Genomic DNA, 23872 nt, shown 5'->3' with positions numbered 1-23872 from the left:
ATCGATTATTTCTAATGAGGCAATGCATGATTAAACACACTCTGCGCCAGACCGCCCTGATGGCAAGCGCGTTAATTCCTTTACTCCTCACCAGTTCGCCATTGTGGGCGCAAGCGCCGCAGGACACGGTAGCCATAGGTAAAAAACTTGCCGAGCTGGAGAAAAGTACCGGTGGGCGCCTGGGCGTAGTGCTGATCAACACCGCTGATAATTCACAAATTGTCTATCGTGGTGATGAACGGTTCCCAATGTGTAGTACCAGCAAAGTGATGGCCGCTTCAGCTATTTTGAAACAAAGCGAGACGCAAACCGGTTTGCTAAACCAGCGTGTTGAAATTAAGAAATCAGATTTGGTCAACTACAACCCTATTACGGAAAAGCACCTTGATGGCGGCATGACTATCGCCGAATTAACCGATGCGACGCTGAGATACAGTGATAATACCGCCATGAACAAACTGATCGCCCAACTTGGCGGGCCGGATAAAGTCACGCAGTTTGCACGTTCCATCGGTGACAAAACCTTCCGTCTGGATCGCACCGAACCCACGCTAAATACCGCCATTCCGGGTGATGAACGTGACACCACCACTCCGGCAGCAATGGCCAAAACTCTACAAAATCTTACCCTGGACAATGCCCTCGCAGAACCGCAGCGCAAACAATTGGTTGAGTGGATGAAGAAAAACACCACAGGTGGCGCAAGTATTCGCGCAGGTTTGCCGACGACATGGACGGTGGCGGACAAAACCGGCAGTGGCAGTTATGGCACGACCAATGATATCGCCGTGATCTGGCCTGAAAACCAGCCGCCGTTGGTTCTGGTGACCTACTTTACTCAGCCGCAAAAAGAGGCCAAATCGCGTAATGATGTGTTAGCCGCAGCGGCTAAAATCGTTACCGAAGGTCTTTGAGGTAGACACGAGCGATGGAACTTAAAGCACCACTCCCGATCATGGCAGCAGGCAGTTTACGCCTGGCATTCACGCCGTTACTGAAACAGTTTACTCAGCTAACGGGGATTGAGGTTATCGCTCAGTATGGCCCCGCCGGACTTCTGAAAGAGCGCATAGAAGCTGGCGAGCCATGCGCCCTTTTCGCCTCAGCCAATCGGGAACATCCGCAGCATTTACTGGCGAACGGTCACGCCACGCAAACTCATACGTTTAGCTGGAACCAGCTTTGCCTGACGACACAGGAAAAGGGTGGCTGGCTGGCGTTGCTCAGCGACCCGTCATTACGGATTGGTACATCCACGCCCGGTTGCGACCCGTCCGGTGATTACACCTGGGCGCTGTTTGATAAACTGGAGCAATTGCAGCCCGGCCTTGGGCAACAGTTGCGGGAACGTGCCATTGCACTGGTGGGTGGGCGAGACACATTAAGAGTTCCGCCAGGTGAACTGGCCAGCGCCTGGATACTGCGCCAGAAATATGCTGACGTGTTTATCGGCTACGCGCACTATGGAAAAGCGCTGGCTCAGCAGCCGGATATTCGCAGCGTTACCCTCCCAGCTGAGCACAACATATTGTGTGAATATCAGCTGGCAGTACTTGAAGAGTCACCGGAAACAACCGCGTTGGTGGCCTTTATTCTGGGCCAGGCGGGGCAAGCCTTCCTGACCGAATCCGGTTTTTTACCGCTTAACGGTCAATCACTTATCTGTCAATCATAAACAGCGGTGCAATAAATGGGGTGGAATAATTATCCACCTCGATTTTGCGCAGTTCGACACCATACGCCAGATACATATTTTCTTCGGTCACAATGCTGAGAGTTGGCCCTGCCAGCCATTTGCCGCCGGGTAACAGTAGCAGCGTGTGAGTTGCCACCTGTAAGGCATGAATCGGGTCATGGGTGGTAAAAATAATGCCGCGATGCTGCCGATGGGCCAGGTCGCTAATCAGTTGCAAGACCACTTGCTGGTTGGCTAAATCCAGCGCTGAGCACGGTTCATCCAACAGTAACGTCTGGCTGGCCGTCACCAGCGCGCGGGCGATCATCACCAGTTGTTGTTGCCCACCTGAAAGCGCTGTAAACGCACACGCGCCGAGATGTGCAATATTGAGCTGCTCCAGTGCTTCGCAGACGCGTAATGTGTCCTGGTGACCCGGCTGTGAAAACAGCCCAACATGTTGCGCACGCCCCATCAGCACCACATCCTTGACCGTATAGGGGAATGGCAAATGAGAATGCTGTGGAACAATACCGATGCCGCCCTGATTTTCAACGCTTCCAGCAAGGGGTTTTAACGTTCCGGTGAGTGTATCGAGCAGCGTGCTTTTTCCCAGACCATTTCGCCCCAATACCGCCCAGACATCGCCTTGCCGACTGTGGAAATTTAACGGCTCGAACAACGGCTTGTCATAGCCATACAACAATGCCTGAACGCGGATTTCACCAGCTGTCATCGGCGGCCTCTGCGGCTGGATTGAATTAACAGGATGGTAAACAATGGCGCACCAAGTAGTGCGGTGATGATCCCCGGCGGGATTTCCGCATGCATTAAGGTGCGGGCAATATCATCCACCACAATCATAAAACCACCTCCCAGCCAGAAAGCACAGGGCAGCAAACGGCGGTGATCCACTCCGACAAAAAGCCGGGCCAGATGCGGGATAACCAGCCCTACCCACGCAATGCTGCCACTCACCGCAACTTGTGCAGCCACAAGGCACGCACAACAAATCAGAACACTGCGGCGCAATGGCACTACGGAAACGCCCAGTGCTCTGGCGTCTTTGTCATTCAGGGATAAGAGATTTATACGCCAGCGTAGCTGGAACAAAATCGCGGCGGCAATACACACCGGGACTGCCAGTAGCAAAACTTTGTGCCAGTTAGCCGTGGCAAAACTGCCTAACAGCCAGAATACGATATTAGGTAGAACCTCTTCAGTATCGGCCTGGTATTGAATCAGGCTAACCAGTGCGGCAAAGAAACCGCTTAAAATAATGCCGGACAAAATCAGAACCAGAGTATTTTCCCGGCCCTGTAGCGCGGCAATGGCGTACACCAGTGTCAGTGCGCTTAGCCCGAAGAAGAACGTGGAGCCCATCATCAGAATCGGGCTTAAGCCGAGCAAAATCGCCAGCGTGCCGCCAAACGCCGAGCCTGATGTCACGCCGATAATATGCGGGTCGACCAATGGATTATGGAAAACCCCTTGTAGCGTCGCACCACATAACCCCAGCGCACCGCCAGCCAGAAAAGCCATCAGGATGCGTGGCAGCCTGACAGACCAGATGACCTGACTGGCAATGCCTTGCCCTTGCGAATAATGGCTGAGCTGATAAAAAACCTCGCTCAACGAGAGCGGATACTGGCCAAGGCACAGCGAACTGATTCCCAGCAACAACACTGACGACATCAGCATCAATTGCTGGGGAACGCACGGCTTACTGCGGTGCATCAGGCTGCCAGTTCACACGATAGAATTGCTGGTAATAAGCTTGAGCCTGGGCATCAACATCCACGTTTTTATAGGCACCAGGATAGAGTTTTTTCGCCATCCACAACTCACCAATAGCCAGCGCCTCCGGCATCGGGTAGCCCCACGCTTTCGCATATTCAGGCATCAACCAGACACGATGGTTTTTCACCGCATCAATGCTCTGCCAGTTTGGGTCATTAAGGATTTCCGTCACGACTTGCGGGTAGCGGTCCTGCACGAAGATAACCTGCGGGTTCCACTGCAAAACTTGCTCAAGCGAAACCTGTCGCGCCCCTTTTACCGTGGCGGCTGCCACGTTTAGCGCGCCCGCATGGTTCATCATCAGACCGGTGTATTTACCCGAACCGTAAGTCATCAAATTTGGGTTTGCCATATAGACGCGAATTTTTTGCTCATTCGGGATATTCGCAACCGGGGCGTTGAATTTTTTGCGGGCGTCAAAGGTGTATTTGATCAGCGCCTCACCTTGCGGCTTGCGCCCGACAACATCGGCAATTAAGCGTATGCCTTGTTTTAACCCTTCGTTATAGGCTTGCTCTTCGTCGCCCATGGTCGGGTTCATTTTGTCCTGCTGCCCGTCGGCGTCTTTTCTCAGAGAAACTGCCACAACCGGGATACCGGCATTCTGAATCTGCTGAATCATTTCACTGGGCGCATAATTGGCAACGAACACCACTTGTGGATGAATCGCCAGCAGGCTTTCGATATTCACCTCGGTCAGATCGCCAGGCATCGGAAGTGTGGCGATTTCAGGCATGAAGCGCGAAAACTCTGGGCCGAGCTGCTTTTTCCAGCTTTTCATCACGCCAGTAATTTCATTTTGCGCGTTCAGTTGAACCAGAATATTTAAGGTCTGGTGTTGCAACACCACGACGCGTTCAACGTGGTCTGGCAATGTAACCTGGCGACCAAGTTGGTCAGTGATGATTCGCTCTGCCTGAGCGGAAACGGTGAAAAGCACACAGGCAAAAGCCAGTGCAATATGACGAAGGATTAACATAAGTGCCGTCTGGATAAGAGTAAATTCGATGTATATTAAATTATATAACGATTGCGCTGGCAACTGATTCTCGAACTTTGCGGCCAATCAAACAAAAGCGTCGCGCCTGTATTCATGCCTGGCCTGGCTAACGGTGAACGACTATCATCGCCTGGTATTGCCTGCCGCCGGGGCTGTGTCCCCTGCTCATTTTTCTCTCATTTTGCTGTTAATGATATTGCCAATGAATGCTCCTGGAACTGAAAACCTGCTATCCGTTCGTGACCTTACCCACCTCTTTTCTGGTCAGGTGCCACAAGTCGATGCGGTTTCTTTTGATGTGTATGCCGGGGAGTTTGTCGCGATTATCGGGCCGAATGGCAGTGGCAAGTCAACGTTGTTACGGCTGATTATTCGCGAACTGCTTCCCGCCAGTGGGAGCATCGTGATTCAGGGCAAAACATTGCACACCATGAAGCCCATCGAACGCGCCCGGACTATTGCCCTGCTCACCCAGCATGACAATGCCGACCTACGGCTGACAGTCAGTGAATATGTGGCGCTTGGCCGCATTCCCTGGCAGGCCGAATACAGCAATCTCGAGCATGAAACAGCCATTACTGAAGCCATTCATGATGTCGGCATCACGCATTTGCAGCATGTTTCACTGGGAAAATTGTCGGGTGGCGAACGCCAGCGGGCAGGTTTTGCCCGCGTGCTGGTGCAAAAACCGACTCTGCTGCTGCTCGATGAACCAACGAACCATCTCGACCCGCTCGCCCGCCATCAACTGCTAAGTTTGATCAGGCGAAAAAACATCACCACGCTGGCGGTTTTGCACGATCTTGAGTTGATCCAACCTTTCGCGGATCAGGTTCTGATGATGAATGCAGGGCGGATGGTTTGCCGGGGTACACCTGCACAAGTTCTCGACTCCCCTGGCTTTCAGCGAGTTTTCGGAATGCAAAGCCTGCATGTCACCCACCCCAAAAGCGGTAAAACACTGCGTATTTTCGAAGCCCTGCCTTCGGAAATTGATGGATATACAAATAACTGAGCATTGTTTGATCTGACTTGACCTATTCACCTAATCAATTCCTGTATGGTGCGGCGGTTTACCAGGGGCGTGGATTGACCTTGCTTCTGGTTCTGCCGCTTTAGCGCATGTCGCTAACCGGAAGTGAGGCATAACCCCTCATGATTCAGGAGTAGATGTGAAAAGATTTATTCTCACGGCGCTGATGGTCGTGATTTCCGGTTTTGCCGGAGCCTCTGGCTTCCCGGTCACCGTCGATAATTGTGGGCAGCCACTGACCTTTACCGAAGCGCCAAAACGCATGGTCGTTCATGACATCAATATGTCTGAAATGGCGTTTGACCTGCATCTGCAACCCCAAATAGTCGGTGTCAGCGGCATTTCAGGCTGGTACAAAAACATTCCAGCGTTTACGCGCTTGCAGGGTTCAATCCCAGAAATTGCCCCCAAACACCCGTCGATGGAAACGCTGCTCGCGGCTAAACCTGACTTATTTTTTGCAGGCTGGAACTACGGTTTACGCGGTGACGTCACGCCCAAAGCGCTGGCAAAATTTAATATCAAAACGCTTATCCTGACCGAAAGCTGTATTCACACCAATAACCACCGCACACGCGCCACCATGGATTTGCTCTACGGGGATGTAAAACGCCTCGGCCAAGTCTTTGGCAAAAAAGAAGAAGCAATAATTCTGGTGAATAGATGGAAAAAACAGGTTGCAGATTTGGCGAGTAAAACTGCCGGACGTAAACCTGTGCGGGTATTTCTTTATGATTCAGGCGAAGACAAACCCTTTACCAGCGGTGCTTATGCGATGCCAACGGCAATCATTGAAGCGGCTGGCGGGAAGAACGTAATGGATACGCTGGATAAAAGTTGGACCACCACTAACTGGGAAAGCGTTGCCGCCACGAAGCCGGAATTTATTATCCTGATGGACTACCAGTCTAATTATAACGGTGGTGCCGACGGGTTACAGCGCTTCCTCGAACAGCACCCGTTGATGAAAAACACCCCTGCTGTTTTGCACAATCGTTACCTGAAACTGAAATATCAGGAGCTCACTCCTGGGCCTGCCAATATCAGCGCCATCAGTAAACTTGCACATGCCTTTTATCCGGGCGCATTTAACTAATGTTCGCCAATAAACGTTTTTTACTGGTGTGGGTTTTAGCTCCGCTGGTGCTGGCGGTTCTGATGCTTGCCAGTATCACTAAAGGGAGCGTGCCGCTTTCGTTTTCACAAGTGTTGGCTGCACTAGGCTTAGCGCACGGTGAAGCCGACCCCATGATCAAGAGCATCGTGCTGGAGTTACGTTTACCCCGCACGCTGCTGGGCATCATTGCAGGAGCTGGGTTAGCGTTGGTCGGTTCACTGTTGCAAACCACGACGCGTAACGATCTCGCAGACCCGTTTTTGTTTGGTTTGTCTTCCGGTGCTTCTGCTGGCGTGGTACTGGTCATCACGCGTTTTGGTGACAGCTTCGGAACATGGACGCTGCCGCTGGCCGCATTCGTCGGCGGTATGTTATCCGCAGTTGCGGTGATGGTTATTTTTATGTCTCAGTCGCATAAAGGGACGGAAAAACTGATTATTTGCGGGCTGGCGGTGTCATTTTTATTTGGCGCGCTGACCAATTATTTGATTTTTTCCGGTGACCAACGCGCGGCCAGCAACGCACTCTTCTGGGCATTGGGTGGCCTGGGCTTTGCCCGATGGGAAAATCTGGGGTTTGCTGCAACCGCACTGGTGATACTTGGCGTGTTAATTTCCCGCAACTGGCGAGCACTTGATGCCCTGCTTGGGGGTGAACAAACGGCGTGGTCGCTGGGGATTAACGTCAACCGGTTGCGAACTGAAGTTTTTATCTGCTGTTCAATGGCAACCGCTATTCTGGTTTCCCTGACGGGCGTTATCGGTTTTGTCGGGCTGATGGTGCCGCACCTGGCGCGTCCGTTCGCCGGGGTTCGCCACCAACGGTTGCTGCCACTGGTGGGCGTGATGGGCGCAATATTGCTATCTGCCGGCGACATTCTCAGCAGAACGCTTACCGCTCCCCAGGAATTGCCGATCGGGATAATCACTGCGGGTGTGGGTGGTGTCTTTGTGTTGGTTATTTTGCTGCGCCGCACGCATTAAGTCTCACTGATCGTTGCGGCGGCGACCTATCCATTCTTCAATTTGAATCGGCAACGCTTCGGGTGCTTTTCTGAACATACGGCGCGCCAAATCTAAAACGGTGTGTTGCGCTAACGCTTCTTCCATTCGCTGCTGGGCGACTTGCATCACGTGGCGCACACCGCACACTCCTTCACAAGCCCAGGCAGGGGCCGGTTCATCGAAGATGGCCATGCGCTGGCGAATCTCTTTACAGTCAAAAATTGATTTTTCACCGTCGATAGCCGCAACAATATCCAGCACGGTTATCTGGTCAGCAGGTTTTGCCAGCCGAAACCCGCCCCCTTTCCCTTCAGTACTTTCCACCAGGCGGGCTTTAGAGAGCTTGGTAAAAATTTTTGCCAGATAGTCATACGGCACATTTTGCAGTTCAGCGATTTCACGCACACTCATCTCGCGCCCGTCGCCTTTGCTATCAACCATACACATCAAGCTATGGATGCCGTACTCCACTCCAGAACTGTAAAACGCCATAAATTCTCCGCCCAGTTAATTCTTAGTTAAATGATAATTCCTTCCCTCTTACGAAGCAATTCCTCTCATGAGTAATTGTTGGACACATCTTTAATGTCAAATTAATTCAAAGCCTTAACATAAACATATAATCCTGCACAGCAAAACGCTTGAAAAGATTAACTACGACTAATATGATCGCAGTTAATAAAACATATGACCACTGAAATGGCAGGAATGAAATCATGAAACAGCAAGTTCTTATTTTGGGTGCAGGTTTTGCAGGTATGTGGGCCGCCTTGAGTGCTGCTCGTCTAACCGATCTTCACGATCGTAGTGATATTGAGATAACCGTGCTTGCACCGCAGCCTGAACTGCGCATTCGCCCGCGTTTCTATGAAGCCGGGGTAGAAAGTTTTGCGCCCCCGCTGCTGCCGTTGTTCGCGGCAACGGGTGTGAAATTTATTACCGGTTCAGCAAGCGAAATTGACGTGGCAAACAAACAAGTCTGGTATCACACAGCACAAGAGCAGTTGGCTGCCATTCACTACGACCGCCTGGTGTTAGCAACCGGTAGTCACATCAACCCTATTTTCCCAGGTGCGAAAGAGCATGCTTTCGATGTCGACCAACTGGAAAGCGCCGCACGTCTTGAAAAGCACCTTAACCAGTTAGCGGAACAGCCAGAAAGCGACGCGCGTAATACCGTGGTGGTGTGTGGTGGTGGTTTTACCGGTATCGAACTGGCCACTGAATTGCCAGCACGCTTACGTGCAATTTTGGGTGAAACCACGCAGGCACGTGTGATTGTCGCCGACCGCAGCCCGGTGGTGGGTGGCCATTATAGCGAGGAATTGTGCGATGTAATCAAACAAGCCAGCGACGAACTGGGCGTTGAATGGATGCTGAATGCGGAAATCGCTTCGATTGATGAGCACGGCGTTACGTTCAAAAATGGTGATTTTATCGCCTCTCATACCGTGGTGATGACAATGGGTGTGCAGGCCAGTCCGCTTACCGGGCAAATCCCTGCCACACGCGATGCCCAGGGGCGCCTGCACGTCGACGAGAATTTGAAAGTCATTGGGCAAGAAGACATTTATGCAACCGGTGATGTGGCCTATGCCCGCACGGATGATAAAGGCAATACTGCCCTCATGACCTGCCAGCATGCGATTATGCTGGGGCGTTTTGTGGGTAACAACGTTGCCGCAGATATTATCGGCGTAGCGCCTCACCCTTATCGCCAGGTCAACTACGTAACATGCCTGGATTTAGGCGGTTTCGGCGCGGTGTACACCGAAGGCTGGGATCAGGTGGTTAAATCAACACGTGCAGAAGCGAAGAAAATCAAAGTCGCCATCACCAGCGAGCTTATCTACCCACCGAAGGCAGACAAAGCAATCGCTTTTGCGGCGGCCGACCCATTAGCGCCGTTTGTGTAGAAAATTTCAGGGTGGATATGCGTAACAATCCACCCGGTTTTTATCTGTGGCGAGGGTTTATTCCTCGCTCTTTTTACCCTGCCAGTTCGCCCATGGGCTATCAACCGGAAGCTCTTTAGCCGCCTCTTCTGCCGTCTCTACCATATCGATATACAGATCTTCGACTTCTTTACGGGCCCAGGGAGTACGGCGTAAAAACTTCAGGCTGGATTTGACGCTCGGGTCACTTTTAAAACAATTGATGTTGATGAGCTTCGCCAGTTTTTCCCAACCAAAATGCGCAACTAAAGCATTCACAATGGCTTCGAGTGTCACGCCGTGCAGCGGGTCTTTTGATGCGTGGGTCATAATGCGTCCAGTAAGTCTGAATAATTGCGCATACGATAGCAAAATTACGCGACCTCATCTTTCTAAAGGATGAACTTTCCTTACAGGCGTACGACATGTAGCCTACCCGGGCATACATTCATCAAGAGAATGATAAGGATTACGTAATGAAACATGCAGTATGGACTCTGTCGCTTGCCCTGCTATCCAGCACGTCGGCGCTGGCCGCCGTTGATAAACTCCCGGCGCCCATCAGCGCATTAGAGAAGCAAGGCTTTGAGCTGAAAGGTGAATTTAAAGGCCCCGGCGACCTGCCTGGATATGTAATGCAGTTTCAGGGGCAAGGCACCACCGTGTTCCTGACGCCGGATAAACAGCATGCCATCATGGGTAACTTAGTTGATGCCACGGGTAAAAACCTCAGCGATGCGCAGGTCGAGAAATGGGTTTATGCACCCATGGCTAAAGAGATGTGGCAAAAGCTTGAGAAAAACCACTGGATAGCGGCAGGTAAAGCCGATGCCCCACTGGTTGTGTACGCGTTTGCCGACCCTTATTGCCCGTATTGCACACAATTCTGGCAAAATGCGCAGCCGTGGCTGGCCTCCGGAAAAGTGCAGTTACGCGTATTGATGGTCGGTATGTTACGCCCGGACAGCGGTCAGAAAGCCGCAGCCATTATGATGGCTAAAGACCCAGCAAAAACGCTGGCGGAATATGAAAACAGTCAGGGCAAAATGGAGCTGAAAGTCCCAGCGACCATCACACCTGAAATCAAGAAAGCTCTCGAAGATAACCTGGCGTTAATGGATGAACTGGGCGGCACGGCCACCCCTTCTATTTACTATCTGAACAAAGACGGCCGCCTGCAACAGCACCAGGGCTTACCAGACGACGCCACTATGAAAGTGATCATGGGCGACGATAAATAGCCTCTTCGGGTGACGTTGTCACTTCATAGTGCCAGTACGGGCTTACAACGTCGCCCGGCAACCGCAAATTCACGCAACGCTTCACGCCACTGCGCCAGCCCAAATAGCGTCACTTCCGGTAGCTGGCTTTTGGCCAACAGAGGCCACAGCTCGACAAACCATTGTTGCCACTCGTGAGAATCGGTAACTGCCAGGGTATCGCGCAGATGGAAGCGTTGCGGCTTCGCACGTGCTCCACGGGCGTCAAACGGTTGGCCGCTCAACAAACCGTATGAAACAAAATCAGCCTCGGCTTTCAGGTTTGTTAATAACCGGGTGGCAAGTTCACCGCCAACCGCATCGAACACCACATCGGCCTGCTGCGCCGCCATGTTCAACACATTAACGTCATCGATTAAAACAGGTTTAATTCCTTGCTCATGCAATGCCGCCGTTTGCTCTTTGCTACGGCAAACTCCCCAAATATTTTGCGCCCCCTGAAGGCATGCCCACTGCGCCAGTAATGCCGCACACGATGAGTTGGCGGCAGTCAGCAGCACAGTTTTCCCTCGCACCGGCCATTTTTTTAACATCACCCATGCGGCCAGCGGATTGATATAGCCACGTGCCGCCAGCAAATCGGGAATGCTATCAGGAACCGGGACGGCCCACTGCGGCGAACAATCCAGCAAGCGTTGCCAGGTTCCCTCACCCCGCAAAGGCAAAACGCGCTGGCCGATAAATTCAGGGTTATCCGCATCTGTCACCACGCCAACGCCTTCATAACCCACCACGCGCGGCGGCGTCACCCGGTGGCTATAAGCGCCGGTAACGGGAATCAAATCTGAAGGATTGACTGGCGCATAGCGCATCTGCACGCGCAACATGCCACAAGGGCGCGGCGCGATGTCTGATTGCTCGAGAGTGATGACATGTTCAGGTTGGCCAAATTGCCGAAACCAGAGTGCGGAATTTTGCATAAAAAAATGCCTGTAAACAGAGCCTACAGGCACTATATCAGGGTTTTCTGCCGGATGGCGTTGCGCTAATCCGGCCTTGGGGCTTAGCAGTAACGAGCGACTGCTGCGCGCATACCCTGGCTCAGAATAACCTGCAAATCTTCGCTGACTTTAGCAACCAGACCTGGAACTTGAGTCAAGTCCTGGCCCCAGTGATCGCTGTCGCTCAGTACCGCTTCAACCAGCTGTTGCTCTGTGATCTGCTTGTCGCCAAGTGATGCCCACAGTTGCTGATAACGTACCAACCAATGCTCATCATCCTGCAGAGGATAAGTTTCGTTGTTACGCTCGCCTTTATAGAAGGCAATCAGTGCAGCCAGTGCGAAAGTCAGACGAGCAGGCAACGTACCGGTCGCCTGTTGGCCTGCCAGCAGTTGCGGCAGAATACGGGTGCGGAACTTAGTCATACCGTTGAGCGCGATAGACAGCAACTGGTGCTGAATATACGGGTTCTGGAAACGGCTGGTGACGGCTTGTGCGAATGACTGCAATTCGTCACGCGGCAAGTCCAGCACTGGAATGATTTCTTCAGCGATGGTTTTTTCCACGAAGCCACACACTTCAGCATCGTTCATTGACTCGCCAACGGTGTTCAAACCCGCCAGGTAGGCAACTGGAACTAACGCGGTATGTGCACCATTCAGAATCGCAACTTTACGTTCTTTATACGGTTTGATGTCATCAACAATCAGCACGTTCAGCGCCAGTTTATCCAGACGCAGTTCTTGCGCCAGAGATGCCGGGCCCTGAATAACGAACAGGTAGAAGTGCTCAGCCGCCGCCAGGAAACCATCTTTGTAACCCAGTTCTGCTTCGATATTGGCTGCTTCGTCACGCGGATAACCGGTAACGATACGGTCCACCAGCGTAGAACAGAAGGTGTTAGCCTCATTCAGCCATTGAATGAATGCTGCTGGCAGCTCCCACTCTTGAGCGTAACGCAGAACCAGTTCTTGCAATGCATCACCGTTGTAGTCGATCAGTTCACAAGGAATGATCACCCAACCTTTATCCGCAGCACCGTTGAAGTGGCTGAAGCGTTCGAACAGCAAACGAGTCAGTTTAGCCGGGTAGCTTACCGCTGGCGCATCTTCAAACTTGTCGCCTGCGTGGTAGCTAATGCCCGCTTCGGTGGTGTTGGAGAACACGAAACGCATTTCTGGGTTATGAGCCAGTTTCAGGTACGCGTCATATTCTTGATAAACGTTGATTTCACGAGTGACTGAGCGAATCAGACGCGCGTCGCTTACCGCTTCGCCCTGCTCGTTCAGACCACGGATCACCGTAGTGTAAAGCCCATCCTGGGTAGACAACGACGGCGGGAAAGCGCTGTCGATTGGGCGCACGATAACAACGCCCGCATTCAAATCCGTATGTTCATTGAGTAAATCTACTTGCCAGTCAATAAAAGCACGTAAGAAGTTGCCTTCACCAAACTGGATAATACGTTCAGGATATTGAGCGCCAGGGAAATCATGACGATTAAGTGTTTTCACTATGTTGTTCCTTGGTGTGTACAGGATGAACGACCACAAATATCCTGCTCAAAATATCAGAACTCTAACAAGTGAAACCCCGTTTTGATCAAACTAAAGTTATTATACCAATTTTCATCTACATCTCATGCCAGCGGTGCGACGTCCGTCACGGTTGTTTTGCTATCGCACCCACAACTGAAAAACCACACCCCTGTTTGGTATAACATCTCGCACCTGATGCGGTTAACGTAGTTCAGCGAACTGGGTTTGTAACTCTTCAAGCAATGAATAGCGCTTGCGGTATTCCGAACGTTTTTTGCTGGCAATTTCACTCAGATCTTTTTGCGGTAATGACAATGGCAGCCTGTAAAGATGCTTACCGTATTGCTCACCGCCGGTTGACTGCCAGAACTCATCATAACTGGCGTGAAAATGCTTGCCCTTACTCAGTCGATAACGCAGTCCGCGGAATACATGTCCTTCATTACTCACCCCAAAGATCCCTTTAATTCCCTGCTGTGCGGCTAATAACCACAACACTTCCATGAGCAGACGTTTAGGAAATAACCCGTAGCACGCTTTAGTCGCCGTTTTAATTGTTTCATGCGGCACACTGCGATGAGCGCCTTGTAGCCCGCCAATAAAAATCTTGTCACCCGATACACAGAAGGTTAATGCAGCAAGTCTTACCCCATTCATGTTCAACCAAAGGGTACTCTCACCTTCTCGCTCCGCACCCAGCGCGGTACTGGCATTAATTTCTATTTTCTCACCGTCTTTACCGCTCAGTTCCAGCAACACAGTTTGTTCTGGGGACATCAGGCCACGCGCAAGGGTTTTACAACCCAGTTTTTCAATAAATTGGTAATGACTGAGGATCGCATCCACGCGTGCGGAAGCATTCATACCCAAATGCAAATAATGGCGATGGATTTTACTTGGCAGCGTTTTTTGCGCTTTTAGCAGCGTCGAAAAATAGCTCTGTTGTGCCATAGAATTAAAGAAACGCAGTGTCTGGCGGGGAGCTAAAAGTGTACGCAACAGGAATTTCGCCCGGTATGACTTTTCATGCCAGATATCACAGGGAGCCAGGCTCCCGTTAATCAAAGCCATGATGGTGGAAACCCCTGCATTATTTTTTTGCAGTGATGGATGTTGGTCCAGAATAGTCATTTTGCCTCCAGGCGATAAACTTTGCTTCACTCGCGGTGAATTCCTCATGCAAAGTTTATTCGCTGGAACCTATACGCTTTTACAACGACTAAATGAAAACTCTCGCTCAGGCACTATCTGTTTAGGGTCGAGTGACAAAGCACAACCTAAATAGACGCTGCCATATCTTCCTGGGTTATGTGCGACGTGCAGGTCTGGTTACGGCCATTACGTTTCGACAGATACAGATACTTATCGGCTTGCGCTAATAGCGAGTTAAAGGCATCAAGCAGCGTCTCTTTATCCGGTGTCGTCGCAGCCAGACCGATACTAACCGTAATGAACAATGACTGTTGTTGATAACGGAACGCCGTCAGCTCAATACTCTGCCGAATTTTCTCGGCGATTGCATAACCTTGCTCTTCGGTACAGGTACTGCAGGCCACGACAAACTCTTCACCGCCAAGACGAGCCACCAGCCCATCTTCACCTACCGTTTTTTTCAGTTGCGCAGCAAATGCCGCCAGCACCACATCACCGCATTCGTGACCATAGTTGTCATTAATACGTTTGAAGTAATCAATATCCAGCAGCATCACACACAGTTTCTGGTTCGGTTGATGCTTCAATGGCGCTTTCACTTTCAGCGCTTCATAAAGACCTGAACGGGAATGTACGCCAGTAAGAAAGTCAAAATCAGCACGCAGTGAGGTCTGTTTGATCAGACGGTTAATTGCATCAACACTGACTGACACAATCAGCGGGCAAATGGCCATGGTGGCAATCCCCAGACGCGCCGAAAACATCTCGTTCAGCACCCGCGGTGGGTTCTCATGAATCATGACTATCGTATTGGCGACCAGAACAATTTCGATACCCCCGGTCAACAGCGTTATCAGTGCGGTGACCGGCACCGGATAGCGAATCGCACACCAGATAAGTGCTGGCAACGGGAATGCCAGACTCCCGGCACCACCAATCAACACGGAGGCAATAATCGAAATGATCACTCCCAGCAACGGGTAGATTTTCGAGACATGGAATGCAGGCAGCTTGTCCCACTGCGGCCATTTCGCCATCAGTAAAAACGGCATCAGCAGCACCCCTGTTGAAAACTGCTCGCTAAACCAGTCGGCAAAGAGTGGCAGAAATTTACGGTAATCCGATGACGGGCCAAAGGAGCCAACCGAGCCCAATAGTGAGCTGAGTAGCGAGGCAATCAGGCAGAAATAGAAAAGATTAAAAGCGTTCAACGCCCAATTATTTTCATCCTGCACACGTGTGTAGCGCAGCAATAAACCTGCGGCCAGAATAATAAAGATCATATTAGACAGATTTATTATCGCCGACTGCCAACCCCAATGCGTAGTGAAGGCGTCATAAACAATCATCGCGCTATAACAGATAAAATAATAGATTGGCCGATTCAGGAACGGGTTGCGCACGAACACCGCCGCCAGCACAGCGTTCAGCGGCCAGAACAGCGACAACTCATCAATCAGGCGAAGTGACGCGCCAAAGAAGTAAAACAGCGTCGTAATGACAAATATATTTATAACATTAGCCAAACGTTTTTCAGGCGAAAAGATTTTAAAGCCAGTTTGATTAGACATGCTATTTGAACTCATATTTATGCATGCACTGCGTAATAAAATAAAACAACCGGGTGAGTGCAAAAAATAATTTTTAGCTTAGCATATTTTAACTGGTTGAACCTGTGGCCAACCCGATAAAGACTGATATGTGAAGCTGCCCGATGAGACTCGCCGTCCCCTGCGTTTTTTTCCGCCACACGTCGCGCTAAAGTGACAGGAAACAGCGTTTACGCCTAAGTGTAAAAAGATTCAGAAGATTGAACGGCCAATGCGCTGTGCCAGAATCTCCAGAGCGGCCGTTCCTGCCAGAGAGTTACCGGAGGTGTCTAATTCCGGGCACCACACGGCAATCGTCATCTCTTGAGGCACCACAGCAATAATACCGCCCCCCACACCTGACTTACCCGGCATGCCAACGCGATAAGCAAATTCTCCGGCACCATCATACATACCGCTGGTCACCATCAGTGCGTTAATCTGTCTGGCTTGTTGTGCGGTAATAATCGGTTCCTGAAGATGCAATGCGCGCCCCTGGTTTGCCAGAAACAGAAACGTTTTCGCCAGTTCCATGCAACTCATTTTCAGCGCACAGTAATGGAAGTAATTCTGTAAGACAGTAATCACATCGTTTTCAAAATTGCCGAATGACTTCATCAACCAGGCGATCGCCGCATTGCGTGCCGAATGTTCAAACTCAGATTTCGCAACCCGCGAGTCATAAGCCAGATCGGGCTGTTCTGCCAGTACCCGCACCACTTCCAGCATGCGTTGTTTCGGCGCACTTAAACGAGTTTGCAGCATATCGCAAACCACCAGCGCCCCGGCATTAATAAACGGGTTACGCGGTTTACCTTGTTCAAGTTCCAGTTGAAGTAAGGAATTAAATGGCTGGCCAGACGGCTCTTTACCCACCCGCTGCCAGATTTCGTGCTCTTCGTAGCGCCCCATAGCGAGCGTCAGACTAAGCACTTTAGAAATAGACTGGATAGAGAAACGCTCACTAGCATCTCCCGCACTAAATACTTCGCCATCAACGGTACAAACCGCAATACCCAGTTTGTCCCCCGGAATTTCTGCCAGTGCGGGAATGTAATCTGCCACTTTACCGCGGCCAATGAGCGGCCGAACCTGGGTAAGAATATCTTCCAGCAATGTGTTATCTAACAAACCTGGCACTGCAAACTCCTGATTGGCGGGTATTTTACACCCGCCATTATATCAGACAGCCACAGTATCAGGCAGATGAAAACGCGGCCAGGATGTACCAGCGGTTTGCAACGCTACAGTGTTGCATAGGCGTGACTAGCGTCGGTCTTTCCAGACAGTCTGCACATTGCAAAACTCACGCAGACCGAAATGAGAAAGCTCACGCCCGAACCCGCTCTTCTTCACGCCGCCAAAAGCCACGCGTGGGTCACTTGCACTGTAACCATTGATAAACACACCTCCACACTCAAGGCGTGCGGCAAACTCATCCGCGAGCTGGGCATTTGCGGTAAACACGGTGGCAGAAAGCCCGAAGTCACTGTCATTAGCCAGCTCAAGTGCATGTTCGGCATCACGCGCAACGCTAATTGCCGCTACCGGGCCAAACAACTCTTCCCGGAAGGCAACCATGTCCGGCGTGACACTCCCCAAAACAGTTGGTGCGTAGTAATTTCCTTTTCCGGCAATTTTTTCACCACCGAGCAGAAGCTGCGCCCCTTGATTAAGTGACGTTGTCACCTGATTATGCAGCTCATCACGCAGGTCAACACGCGCCATTGGCCCGATGTAAGTTGCCTCATCCGTCGGGTCGCCAATTTTTAGCGCCTGAACAGCCGCCAGGAATTTCGCGGTGAACGCATCCGCAATCCCTTCCTCGATAATAAGGCGTTTGGCCGCCGCACACACTTGCCCGGTATTCTGGAAGCGCCCGGCGACCCCGGCTTTAACGGCTTCATCAAGGTCCGCGTCATTGAGCACAATAAACGGGTCAGAACCACCCAGTTCAAGAACGCATTTCTTCAGTGCACGACCAGCCTGCGCACCAATAGCCGCACCCGCTCGCCCGCTGCCCGTTACGGTAATCGCCGCAATGCGTGAGTCGTTAATCGCCTGGCTTACCCCTTCAGGGGTGACATTAATCACCTCGAACACACCTTGCGGGAAATCAGCTTCAGCAAAGATCTGTTTAATCAGCGCCGCGCTGCCCATCACGTTCGGTGCGTGTTTCAGTACATAACTGTTGCCTGCCAGTAGAATGGGTACCGCACCACGTAGCACCTGCCATAACGGGAAGTTCCACGGCATCACCGCCAGAATCGCACCAAGCGGGCGGTATTCAATCACCGCCTGCTGGTTTTCGACTTGTGTGCCTTCGGTGGCAAGCATTGCCGGGCCATGCTCTGCATACCAGTCACACAGGTTAGCTGTCTTCGCCACTTCACCACGTGCTTGCATAATGGGCTTGCCCATTTCAGCAGTGATCATTTGTGCCATGGCTTCAGCGTTATTACGCAGCGCCTTCCCGAGGTCGCGGAATTTATCCGCCCGCTGAGCCAACGGCACATTGCGCCAGACCTTAAATGCGGCGTGATTGCCCGCAAGTGCGCTATCCAGTTGTGTAAGTGTTTCAAACGGCGTGGCTGAAAGCTGATCGCCGGTCGTTGGGTTAATTGAAATCGCGTGAGTCGTCATAGTGCCCCCTGTGTTCTGTTGATGCCGTTACCTTAATCCTGCGTGACAATCATGAAAAATGAATAATAATGAGCGAGTCATTCACGTATCGAGAATATCTTATGGATCTTACGCAGCTTGAAATGTTCAATGCGGTAGCGGAAACCGGCAGCATCAGTGCCGCAGCAGTGAAAGTGCACCGGGTGCCCTCCAATCTCACCACGCGTATCAAGCAGCTTGAGGCCGATCTTGGCGTGGAATTGTTTATCCGGGAAAACCAGCGTTTGCGACTGGCCCCTGCCGGACACAGTTTCCTGAGTTACAGCAAACGTATTCTGGCGTTGGTTGATGAAGCGCGGATGGCGGTTTCTGGCGATGAGCCGCAAGGTAGCCTGGCGCTGGGTTCACTGGAAAGCACTGCGGCGGTGCGTATTCCTGGCCTGCTGGCTCTCTTTAACCAGCGGTTCCCAAAAATTCAGCTTTCGCTGGCAACGGGCCCTTCTGGCGACCAGATTGATGGCGTGCTCGACGGGCGTTTATCTGCAGCGTTTGTCGATGGCCCGGTTTTGCACCCATCGCTTGATGGTTTTGCTGTGTATGAAGAAGAGATGGTGATTGTCTGCGCGGCAGATAGCCCTCTGATTACCCATGCCCAACAAGTCAGCGGAGCCAGTATTTATGCCTTCCGTGCTAACTGTTCCTATCGACGCCATTTCGAAAGCTGGTTCCATTACCAACAGGCGGTACCGGGGAAAATTCATGAAATGGAGTCATATCACGGTATGTTGGCCTGCGTGATTGCCGGAGCGGGAATTGCGCTAATGCCACGCAGCATGCTGGAAAGTATGCCTGGCAGTCACCAGGCCTCTGTATCGCCTTTGCCAGATGACTGGCGTTACCTGAATACCTGGCTCATCTGGCGTAAAGGTGCGAAAACCCGACAACTGGATACCTTTATCGGGTTACTGGAGGAAATGGCTCAGCTGCGCAGTAATACTTTACCGACTAAATAGGTAGTTGCCTGCCCGGCGATAAGCACGCGGTCACCCACTAACTGGCAACGTAAATCGCCGCCGCGTTGAGAAACCTGGCGGGCAAGCATTTGCGTTTTACCAAGCCGTTCTGCCCAGTATGGAATAAGCATGGTGTGCGTTGAGCCGGTCACCGGATCTTCAGTGATTGCCGCAGCCGGTGAGAAGAAACGGCTGACAAAATCATAACCTTCGATTTCGGCCGGTGCGGTAATGCAGACCTTTTGGTTGAGCTTGAGCATCAGCTGAAAATCGGGTTTTACTGCTTCGACCTGCTGCTGACTGGCGAGTACGACCGTATAGGTGCGCCCAAGCCTGACTTCCTGATATTCAACAATACCCAATGATTCGAGCAGGAATTGTGGCGGTTCCACGGCTTCGCTGCGGGTTGCCGGGAAATCCAGCGTCAACCAGTCGCCATTGCGGGTGACCGTCAGCGGGCCAACGAACCTTGTCGTGAACTCAATGGTGGTTTCCGGGTAATTCAGATATTCAAAAATCACATGCGCTGTGGCAAGCGTTGCATGGCCACACAGGTTGACTTCCCCTTGCGTGGTGAACCAGCGCAGCTCGAAACCGCTATCAGTGGTAATAAAGAAAGCCGTTTCAGATTGATTGTGCTGGCGAGTCATCGCCAACAGGGTTTCATCCGGCAACCATTCTGTCAGTGGACACACGGCTGCCGCATTGCCACCAAAAGTGGTATCGGTAAACGCATCTACCATATAAAAATCAATTTGCTGCATAGCATCTACCTCTGTGTGTGTCTGTCACATCTACCATGCCATGAGAGTCATGCTTACCCACACAATTAAATGAGACTTAAATCACAAAATCAGTTGTATGGCTGGATTGATGGTTTTATGATCACCGCCTCTTCACACTTTTTATTTACCAGCGCGAAACCCATCAATGACAATAAATAACGTCTCACGCAAAACGGCATGGTTACGCGTCGTTACCCTCGCTGTTGCAGCCTTCATATTTAATACCACTGAATTTGTTCCCGTCGGTTTGCTGTCTGACATCGCCAATAGCTTTGGCATGCAAACCGCTGAAGTCGGCATCATGTTGACGATTTACGCCTGGGTTGTGGCATTGATGTCGCTGCCATTTATGTTATTAACCAGCCAGGTTGAGCGTAAACGGTTGTTGATTGGCATCTTTACACTGTTTATCGCAAGCCATGTGCTGTCATTTGTGGCATGGAACTTTACTGTGCTGGTGATAAGCCGCATCGGTATTGCGTTTGCTCATGCTATTTTCTGGTCGATTACCGCGTCGCTGGCTATCCGTATGGCGCCGGCCGGTAAAAAAGCCCAGGCACTGAGTTTGATTGCCACAGGTACGGCGCTGGCGATGGTGCTCGGTTTACCGCTTGGGCGCGTGGTTGGGCAGTATTTTGGCTGGCGCACCACTTTCTTTGCTATCGGCGTGATTGCCGCACTGACGCTGTTCTGCGTCATCAAACTGCTGCCTAAACTGCCAAGCGAACATTCTGGCTCGCTGAAAAGTTTGCCGTTATTGTTCAAGCGCCCTGCTCTGGTGAGCATCTATGTACTGACCGCTGTGGTTGTGACGGCGCACTACACCGCCTACAGCTACATTGAGCCGTTCGTGCAAACCGTGGCCGGGTTAAGTGCCAACACTGCGACCTTCCTGCTGCTGGTTCTCGGTGGTGCCGGGATTATTGGCAGCGTGATGTTTGGCAAGTTAGGCAACAAACACTCATCGCTGCTGGTCAGTGGCTCGATAGGCTTATTGGTTCTCTGCCTCGCCCTGTTACTACCTGCCGCGCAAAGTAGCGCAAACCTGACGGTACTCAGCCTGTTCTGGGGCATTGCGATTATGATCATCACCCTGGGTATGCAGGTGAAGGTTCTGGCGCTGGCACCAGATGCAACCGACGTGTCGATGGCGCTGTTCTCAGGGATATTCAATCTTGGGATTGGTGCCGGTGCCTTGCTCGGCAACCAGGTCAGCCTGCATTTTGAAATGTCGAGTATTGGTCTGGTGGGTGCGGCTCCGGCCCTGGCAGCACTTATCTGGTCAGTGTTGATATTCCGCCGCTGGCCGGTGTCGCTTGAAGAGCAGCAAAGCCACTAAGTGCGTTAAGGGCAACGGACTGATACCGCTGCCCTTATTAAACTTAATGCGCCGGGAAATGGGTAATAATTTCCAGCACGCCGTTAATAATAAACTGCACGCCCATACAGACCAGCAAGAAGCCCATCAGACGCGAAATTGCCTCAATCCCACTCTTGCCGACCAGGCGCATAATCGCACCAGAGCTGCGCAAACTACCCCATAAAATCACACCCACCAGCGCAAAAATTAGCGGTGGCGCAACCAGCACAACCCAGTTTGAGAAATTGACACCATGTTCAATTGTTGATGATGAACTGATGATCATCGCAATCGTACCCGGCCCTGCGGTGCTCGGCATGGCGAGCGGAACAAATGCGATATTGGTTTCCGGCTCTTGCTCCATCTCTTCGGCTTTAGAGTGTGCCTCTGGCGACTCATGGGCTTTTTGTTGTGGGAACAACATTCGGAACCCAATAAACGCAACAATCAGGCCACCGGCAATACGCAGACCGGGTATCGAAATGCCAAAGGTATTCATCACAACTTGCCCGGCATAATACGCAACCATCATGATGATGAACACGTTCACTGACGCCATTAAGGCGGTTTTATCACGTGCTTTCTTGTTCATGTCTCCGGCGAGGCCGAGGAACAATGCTACCGTGGTCAACGGGTTAGCTAAAGGTAGTAACACCACCAGCCCGAACCCAATAGCCTTAACCAATTCCATCATCTTAAGTCCTTAATTACGGTGATTTACTGCGCTGCTGAGTATAGCAGTCAACCCTGCGCATGTTGGTTATCAGATTTGTATCAATGTTAAAAACTGAACCGTTTTAGCTATTCGTGTCATCGATTACTCATTACGTTGACTTATGGTTGCCTGAGCAATAATATCTGCCGTGATTATTTATACTTGCCTGGGCAACCATAGTGAAAAACACAAACGATCTGTTTAACCAAGTGATTCCCCTCGGCAGACTGATCCATATGGTTAACCAGCACAAAGATCGTCTGCTCAACGAGCATCTTTCCCCTCTCGATATCACCGCCACGCAATTTAAGGTGCTTTGCAGCATCTACTGTGAGGAGTGTGTTCAACCGGTGGAACTGAAAAAAGCGTTGTCGGTCGACCTGGGTGCGCTAACCCGCATGTTAGACCGCCTGCTGTGCAAAGGTTGGATCGAACGTCTGCCTAACCCAAACGACAAGCGCGGTGTGTTAGTACGACTGACTCCGGAAGGAAAAACGTTGTGCGAGAAATGCCATCAGCTTGTGGGGCAAACCCTGCACCAGGAACTGACTAAAAACCTGACAGCGGATGAAGTGAACACTCTTTATCAACTGCTGACAAAAGTATTGCCGTAAACCCTGAAAAGAGGTGAAACGATGTCCAGACGGAACAATGATTCAATAACAATTCAAAGCATTTTGGACTGGATTGAAGAGAACCTGGAGAACCCTCTGTCGCTTGAGAAGGTTTCACAGCGTTCTGGCTACTCGAAGTGGCACCTGCAACGGATGTTTAAAAAAGAAACAGGCCATTCATTAGGCCAATACATCCGCAATCGTAAATTGACCGAGATCGCGCTTAAGCTCAAACAAAGTAATGAGCCGATTCTCTATTTAGCGGAGCGTTATGGGTTTGAGTCACAACAGACACTCACCCGCACGTTTAAAAACTACTTCTCTGTGCCTCCTCACCGGTTCCGCATCGCGTGTTCAGGTGGAGAAGGAAAGTATATTCACCCGCTAAATCATTAAAATATTAAACAAATGCTATGCAACCGTCTGTTCACACAGACACCGAGGATTTATGAAACGTTTTATCGGCGCTGCAAGCCTGCTACTGATTCTGGCTTCCGCTAACGCTCTGGCAGAGCAACCAGGTAACTTCCGTGCCACGCAAACAAACTATGGCAACATGATTATCCCACCTTCGGATAACCATGCCGACAACAGCCATATGATTGGCGATAAGTCAGAGCAGTTGGGTACACCTTACTACCACAACAGCAGTAACTGATTTTAAGCCTCTGGCGGGCCGTCATTAACTGACTCGCCAGAA

The 23872-nt window shown here is 51.2% G+C and carries 25 protein-coding genes; 12 read left to right on the top strand and 13 right to left on the bottom strand.

Annotated elements, in window-relative coordinates; all coding sequences use genetic code 11:
- The first annotated feature begins 26 nt into the window (after window positions 1–26).
- Together bla and M975_RS07565 are read left to right on the top strand one after the other, a co-directional pair.
- Window positions 27–914: a class A beta-lactamase gene (gene bla, locus M975_RS07570; protein WP_064558471.1), complete on the top strand. Its 888-nt coding sequence runs from the start codon at window positions 27–29 to the stop codon at window positions 912–914.
- A gap of 14 nt (window positions 915–928) precedes the next feature.
- On the top strand, window positions 929–1675 hold the full coding sequence (locus M975_RS07565; RefSeq protein ID WP_064558469.1) for a substrate-binding domain-containing protein: 747 nt from the start codon (window positions 929–931) through the stop codon (window positions 1673–1675).
- Here the strand turns inward: M975_RS07565 and M975_RS07560 are convergent.
- Genes M975_RS07560 through M975_RS07550 form a run of 3 tightly spaced genes read right to left on the bottom strand, consistent with a single transcriptional unit; the run spans window position 1659 to window position 4454 of the window.
- Complete coding sequence (locus M975_RS07560) at window positions 1659–2411, bottom strand: ABC transporter ATP-binding protein (RefSeq protein ID WP_064558467.1); 753 nt, start codon at window positions 2409–2411, stop codon at window positions 1659–1661. The two genes, M975_RS07565 and M975_RS07560, sit on opposite strands and share 17 nt — an antisense overlap.
- Complete coding sequence (locus M975_RS07555) at window positions 2408–3376, bottom strand: FecCD family ABC transporter permease (RefSeq protein ID WP_425338996.1); 969 nt, start codon at window positions 3374–3376, stop codon at window positions 2408–2410. Before M975_RS07555 ends, M975_RS07560 begins: the two co-directional genes overlap by 4 nt.
- Window positions 3377–3398: 22 nt before the next feature.
- Window positions 3399–4454, bottom strand: a complete 1056-nt coding sequence (locus M975_RS07550) for an ABC transporter substrate-binding protein (RefSeq protein ID WP_064558653.1) — start codon at window positions 4452–4454, stop codon at window positions 3399–3401.
- A gap of 223 nt (window positions 4455–4677) precedes the next feature.
- On the opposite strand from M975_RS07550, the gene M975_RS07545 reads away from it, so the two are divergent.
- The 3 genes from M975_RS07545 (at window position 4678) to M975_RS07535 (ending at window position 7608) form a co-directional block, all read left to right on the top strand.
- Window positions 4678–5490, top strand: coding sequence for an ABC transporter ATP-binding protein (locus M975_RS07545; protein ID WP_064558463.1), 813 nt, complete (start codon window positions 4678–4680; stop codon window positions 5488–5490).
- Window positions 5491–5647: 157 nt separating this feature from the next.
- Window positions 5648–6604 carry an ABC transporter substrate-binding protein gene (locus M975_RS07540; protein WP_064558461.1) on the top strand — a complete coding sequence of 319 codons (957 nt, stop codon included), beginning with the start codon at window positions 5648–5650 and terminating at the stop codon, window positions 6602–6604.
- Window positions 6604–7608, top strand: a complete 1005-nt coding sequence (locus M975_RS07535) for a FecCD family ABC transporter permease (protein WP_064558459.1) — start codon at window positions 6604–6606, stop codon at window positions 7606–7608. The genes M975_RS07540 and M975_RS07535 overlap by 1 nt, the downstream gene beginning before the upstream one ends.
- Window positions 7609–7611: 3 nt before the next feature.
- Here M975_RS07535 and M975_RS07530 read toward each other — a convergent pair whose 3' ends face one another.
- Window positions 7612–8121 carry an RrF2 family transcriptional regulator gene (locus M975_RS07530; RefSeq protein WP_064558457.1) on the bottom strand — a complete coding sequence of 170 codons (510 nt, stop codon included), beginning with the start codon at window positions 8119–8121 and terminating at the stop codon, window positions 7612–7614.
- Between the two features lie 224 nt (window positions 8122–8345).
- Here M975_RS07530 and M975_RS07525 point away from each other — a divergent pair, with 224 nt between their 5' ends.
- Window positions 8346–9545, top strand: coding sequence for an NAD(P)/FAD-dependent oxidoreductase (locus tag M975_RS07525; RefSeq protein ID WP_064558455.1), 1200 nt, complete (start codon window positions 8346–8348; stop codon window positions 9543–9545).
- Window positions 9546–9602: 57 nt separating this feature from the next.
- Here the strand turns inward: M975_RS07525 and M975_RS07520 are convergent, their stop codons facing one another.
- Window positions 9603–9893, bottom strand: a complete 291-nt coding sequence (locus tag M975_RS07520; RefSeq protein WP_064558453.1) for a VF530 family protein — start codon at window positions 9891–9893, stop codon at window positions 9603–9605.
- 146 nt (window positions 9894–10039) lie between these two features.
- Between M975_RS07520 and dsbG the strand changes: the two genes are divergently transcribed.
- Window positions 10040–10804 (top strand): thiol:disulfide interchange protein DsbG, encoded by a 765-nt coding sequence (gene dsbG / locus M975_RS07515; RefSeq protein WP_064558451.1) that lies wholly within the window; start codon window positions 10040–10042, stop codon window positions 10802–10804.
- Between the two features lie 23 nt (window positions 10805–10827).
- Here dsbG and M975_RS07510 read toward each other — a convergent pair whose 3' ends face one another.
- From M975_RS07510 to sad, 6 genes are all read right to left on the bottom strand, one after another.
- Window positions 10828–11763 (bottom strand): zinc-dependent alcohol dehydrogenase family protein, encoded by a 936-nt coding sequence (locus tag M975_RS07510; protein WP_064558448.1) that lies wholly within the window; start codon window positions 11761–11763, stop codon window positions 10828–10830.
- A gap of 83 nt (window positions 11764–11846) precedes the next feature.
- Window positions 11847–13298: a tagaturonate reductase gene (locus tag M975_RS07505; RefSeq protein ID WP_064558447.1), complete on the bottom strand. Its 1452-nt coding sequence runs from the start codon at window positions 13296–13298 to the stop codon at window positions 11847–11849.
- A 225-nt stretch (window positions 13299–13523) separates the two neighbouring features.
- Window positions 13524–14453: a VirK/YbjX family protein gene (locus M975_RS07500; RefSeq protein ID WP_064558445.1), complete on the bottom strand. Its 930-nt coding sequence runs from the start codon at window positions 14451–14453 to the stop codon at window positions 13524–13526.
- A 146-nt stretch (window positions 14454–14599) separates the two neighbouring features.
- Window positions 14600–16045 (bottom strand): GGDEF domain-containing protein, encoded by a 1446-nt coding sequence (locus tag M975_RS07495; RefSeq protein ID WP_245164356.1) that lies wholly within the window; start codon window positions 16043–16045, stop codon window positions 14600–14602.
- A gap of 231 nt (window positions 16046–16276) precedes the next feature.
- Window positions 16277–17203 (bottom strand): glutaminase B, encoded by a 927-nt coding sequence (gene glsB, locus M975_RS07490; protein WP_064558441.1) that lies wholly within the window; start codon window positions 17201–17203, stop codon window positions 16277–16279.
- A gap of 126 nt (window positions 17204–17329) precedes the next feature.
- Window positions 17330–18706: a succinate-semialdehyde dehydrogenase gene (gene sad, locus M975_RS07485; RefSeq protein ID WP_064558440.1), complete on the bottom strand. Its 1377-nt coding sequence runs from the start codon at window positions 18704–18706 to the stop codon at window positions 17330–17332.
- A 101-nt stretch (window positions 18707–18807) separates the two neighbouring features.
- On the opposite strand from sad, the gene ptrR reads away from it, so the two are divergent.
- The gene (gene ptrR / locus M975_RS07480) at window positions 18808–19698 is read left to right on the top strand and encodes a putrescine utilization regulator PtrR (RefSeq protein ID WP_064558439.1); all 891 of its coding nucleotides are present in this window, start codon (window positions 18808–18810) and stop codon (window positions 19696–19698) included.
- Here the strand turns inward: ptrR and M975_RS07475 are convergent.
- Window positions 19665–20462 (bottom strand): PhzF family phenazine biosynthesis protein, encoded by a 798-nt coding sequence (locus M975_RS07475; RefSeq protein WP_064558437.1) that lies wholly within the window; start codon window positions 20460–20462, stop codon window positions 19665–19667. The two genes, ptrR and M975_RS07475, sit on opposite strands and share 34 nt — an antisense overlap.
- Before the next feature lie 166 nt (window positions 20463–20628).
- Between M975_RS07475 and M975_RS07470 the strand changes: the two genes are divergently transcribed.
- Window positions 20629–21822 carry a sugar transporter gene (locus M975_RS07470; RefSeq protein WP_064558435.1) on the top strand — a complete coding sequence of 398 codons (1194 nt, stop codon included), beginning with the start codon at window positions 20629–20631 and terminating at the stop codon, window positions 21820–21822.
- A gap of 43 nt (window positions 21823–21865) precedes the next feature.
- On the opposite strand, the gene M975_RS07465 is transcribed toward M975_RS07470, so the two are convergent.
- Complete coding sequence (locus M975_RS07465; RefSeq protein WP_064558433.1) at window positions 21866–22537, bottom strand: MarC family NAAT transporter; 672 nt, start codon at window positions 22535–22537, stop codon at window positions 21866–21868.
- 200 nt (window positions 22538–22737) lie between these two features.
- Between M975_RS07465 and marR the strand changes: the two genes are divergently transcribed.
- Genes marR through marB form a run of 3 tightly spaced genes read left to right on the top strand, consistent with a single transcriptional unit; the run spans window position 22738 to window position 23830 of the window.
- Window positions 22738–23172, top strand: coding sequence for a multiple antibiotic resistance transcriptional regulator MarR (gene marR, locus M975_RS07460; protein ID WP_064558432.1), 435 nt, complete (start codon window positions 22738–22740; stop codon window positions 23170–23172).
- A gap of 21 nt (window positions 23173–23193) precedes the next feature.
- Window positions 23194–23568 carry an MDR efflux pump AcrAB transcriptional activator MarA gene (gene marA / locus M975_RS07455; protein ID WP_064558430.1) on the top strand — a complete coding sequence of 125 codons (375 nt, stop codon included), beginning with the start codon at window positions 23194–23196 and terminating at the stop codon, window positions 23566–23568.
- 52 nt (window positions 23569–23620) lie between these two features.
- Complete coding sequence (marB, locus tag M975_RS07450; RefSeq protein ID WP_064558426.1) at window positions 23621–23830, top strand: multiple antibiotic resistance regulatory protein MarB; 210 nt, start codon at window positions 23621–23623, stop codon at window positions 23828–23830.
- Window positions 23831–23872 lie beyond the last annotated feature (42 nt).

The organism is Buttiauxella brennerae ATCC 51605 (genome assembly GCF_001654925.1).
Taxonomy (GTDB): domain Bacteria; phylum Pseudomonadota; class Gammaproteobacteria; order Enterobacterales; family Enterobacteriaceae; genus Buttiauxella; species Buttiauxella brennerae.
Note: the sequence above shows the minus strand (reverse complement) of the source record. Positions and strands in the feature narration are given on the sequence as shown.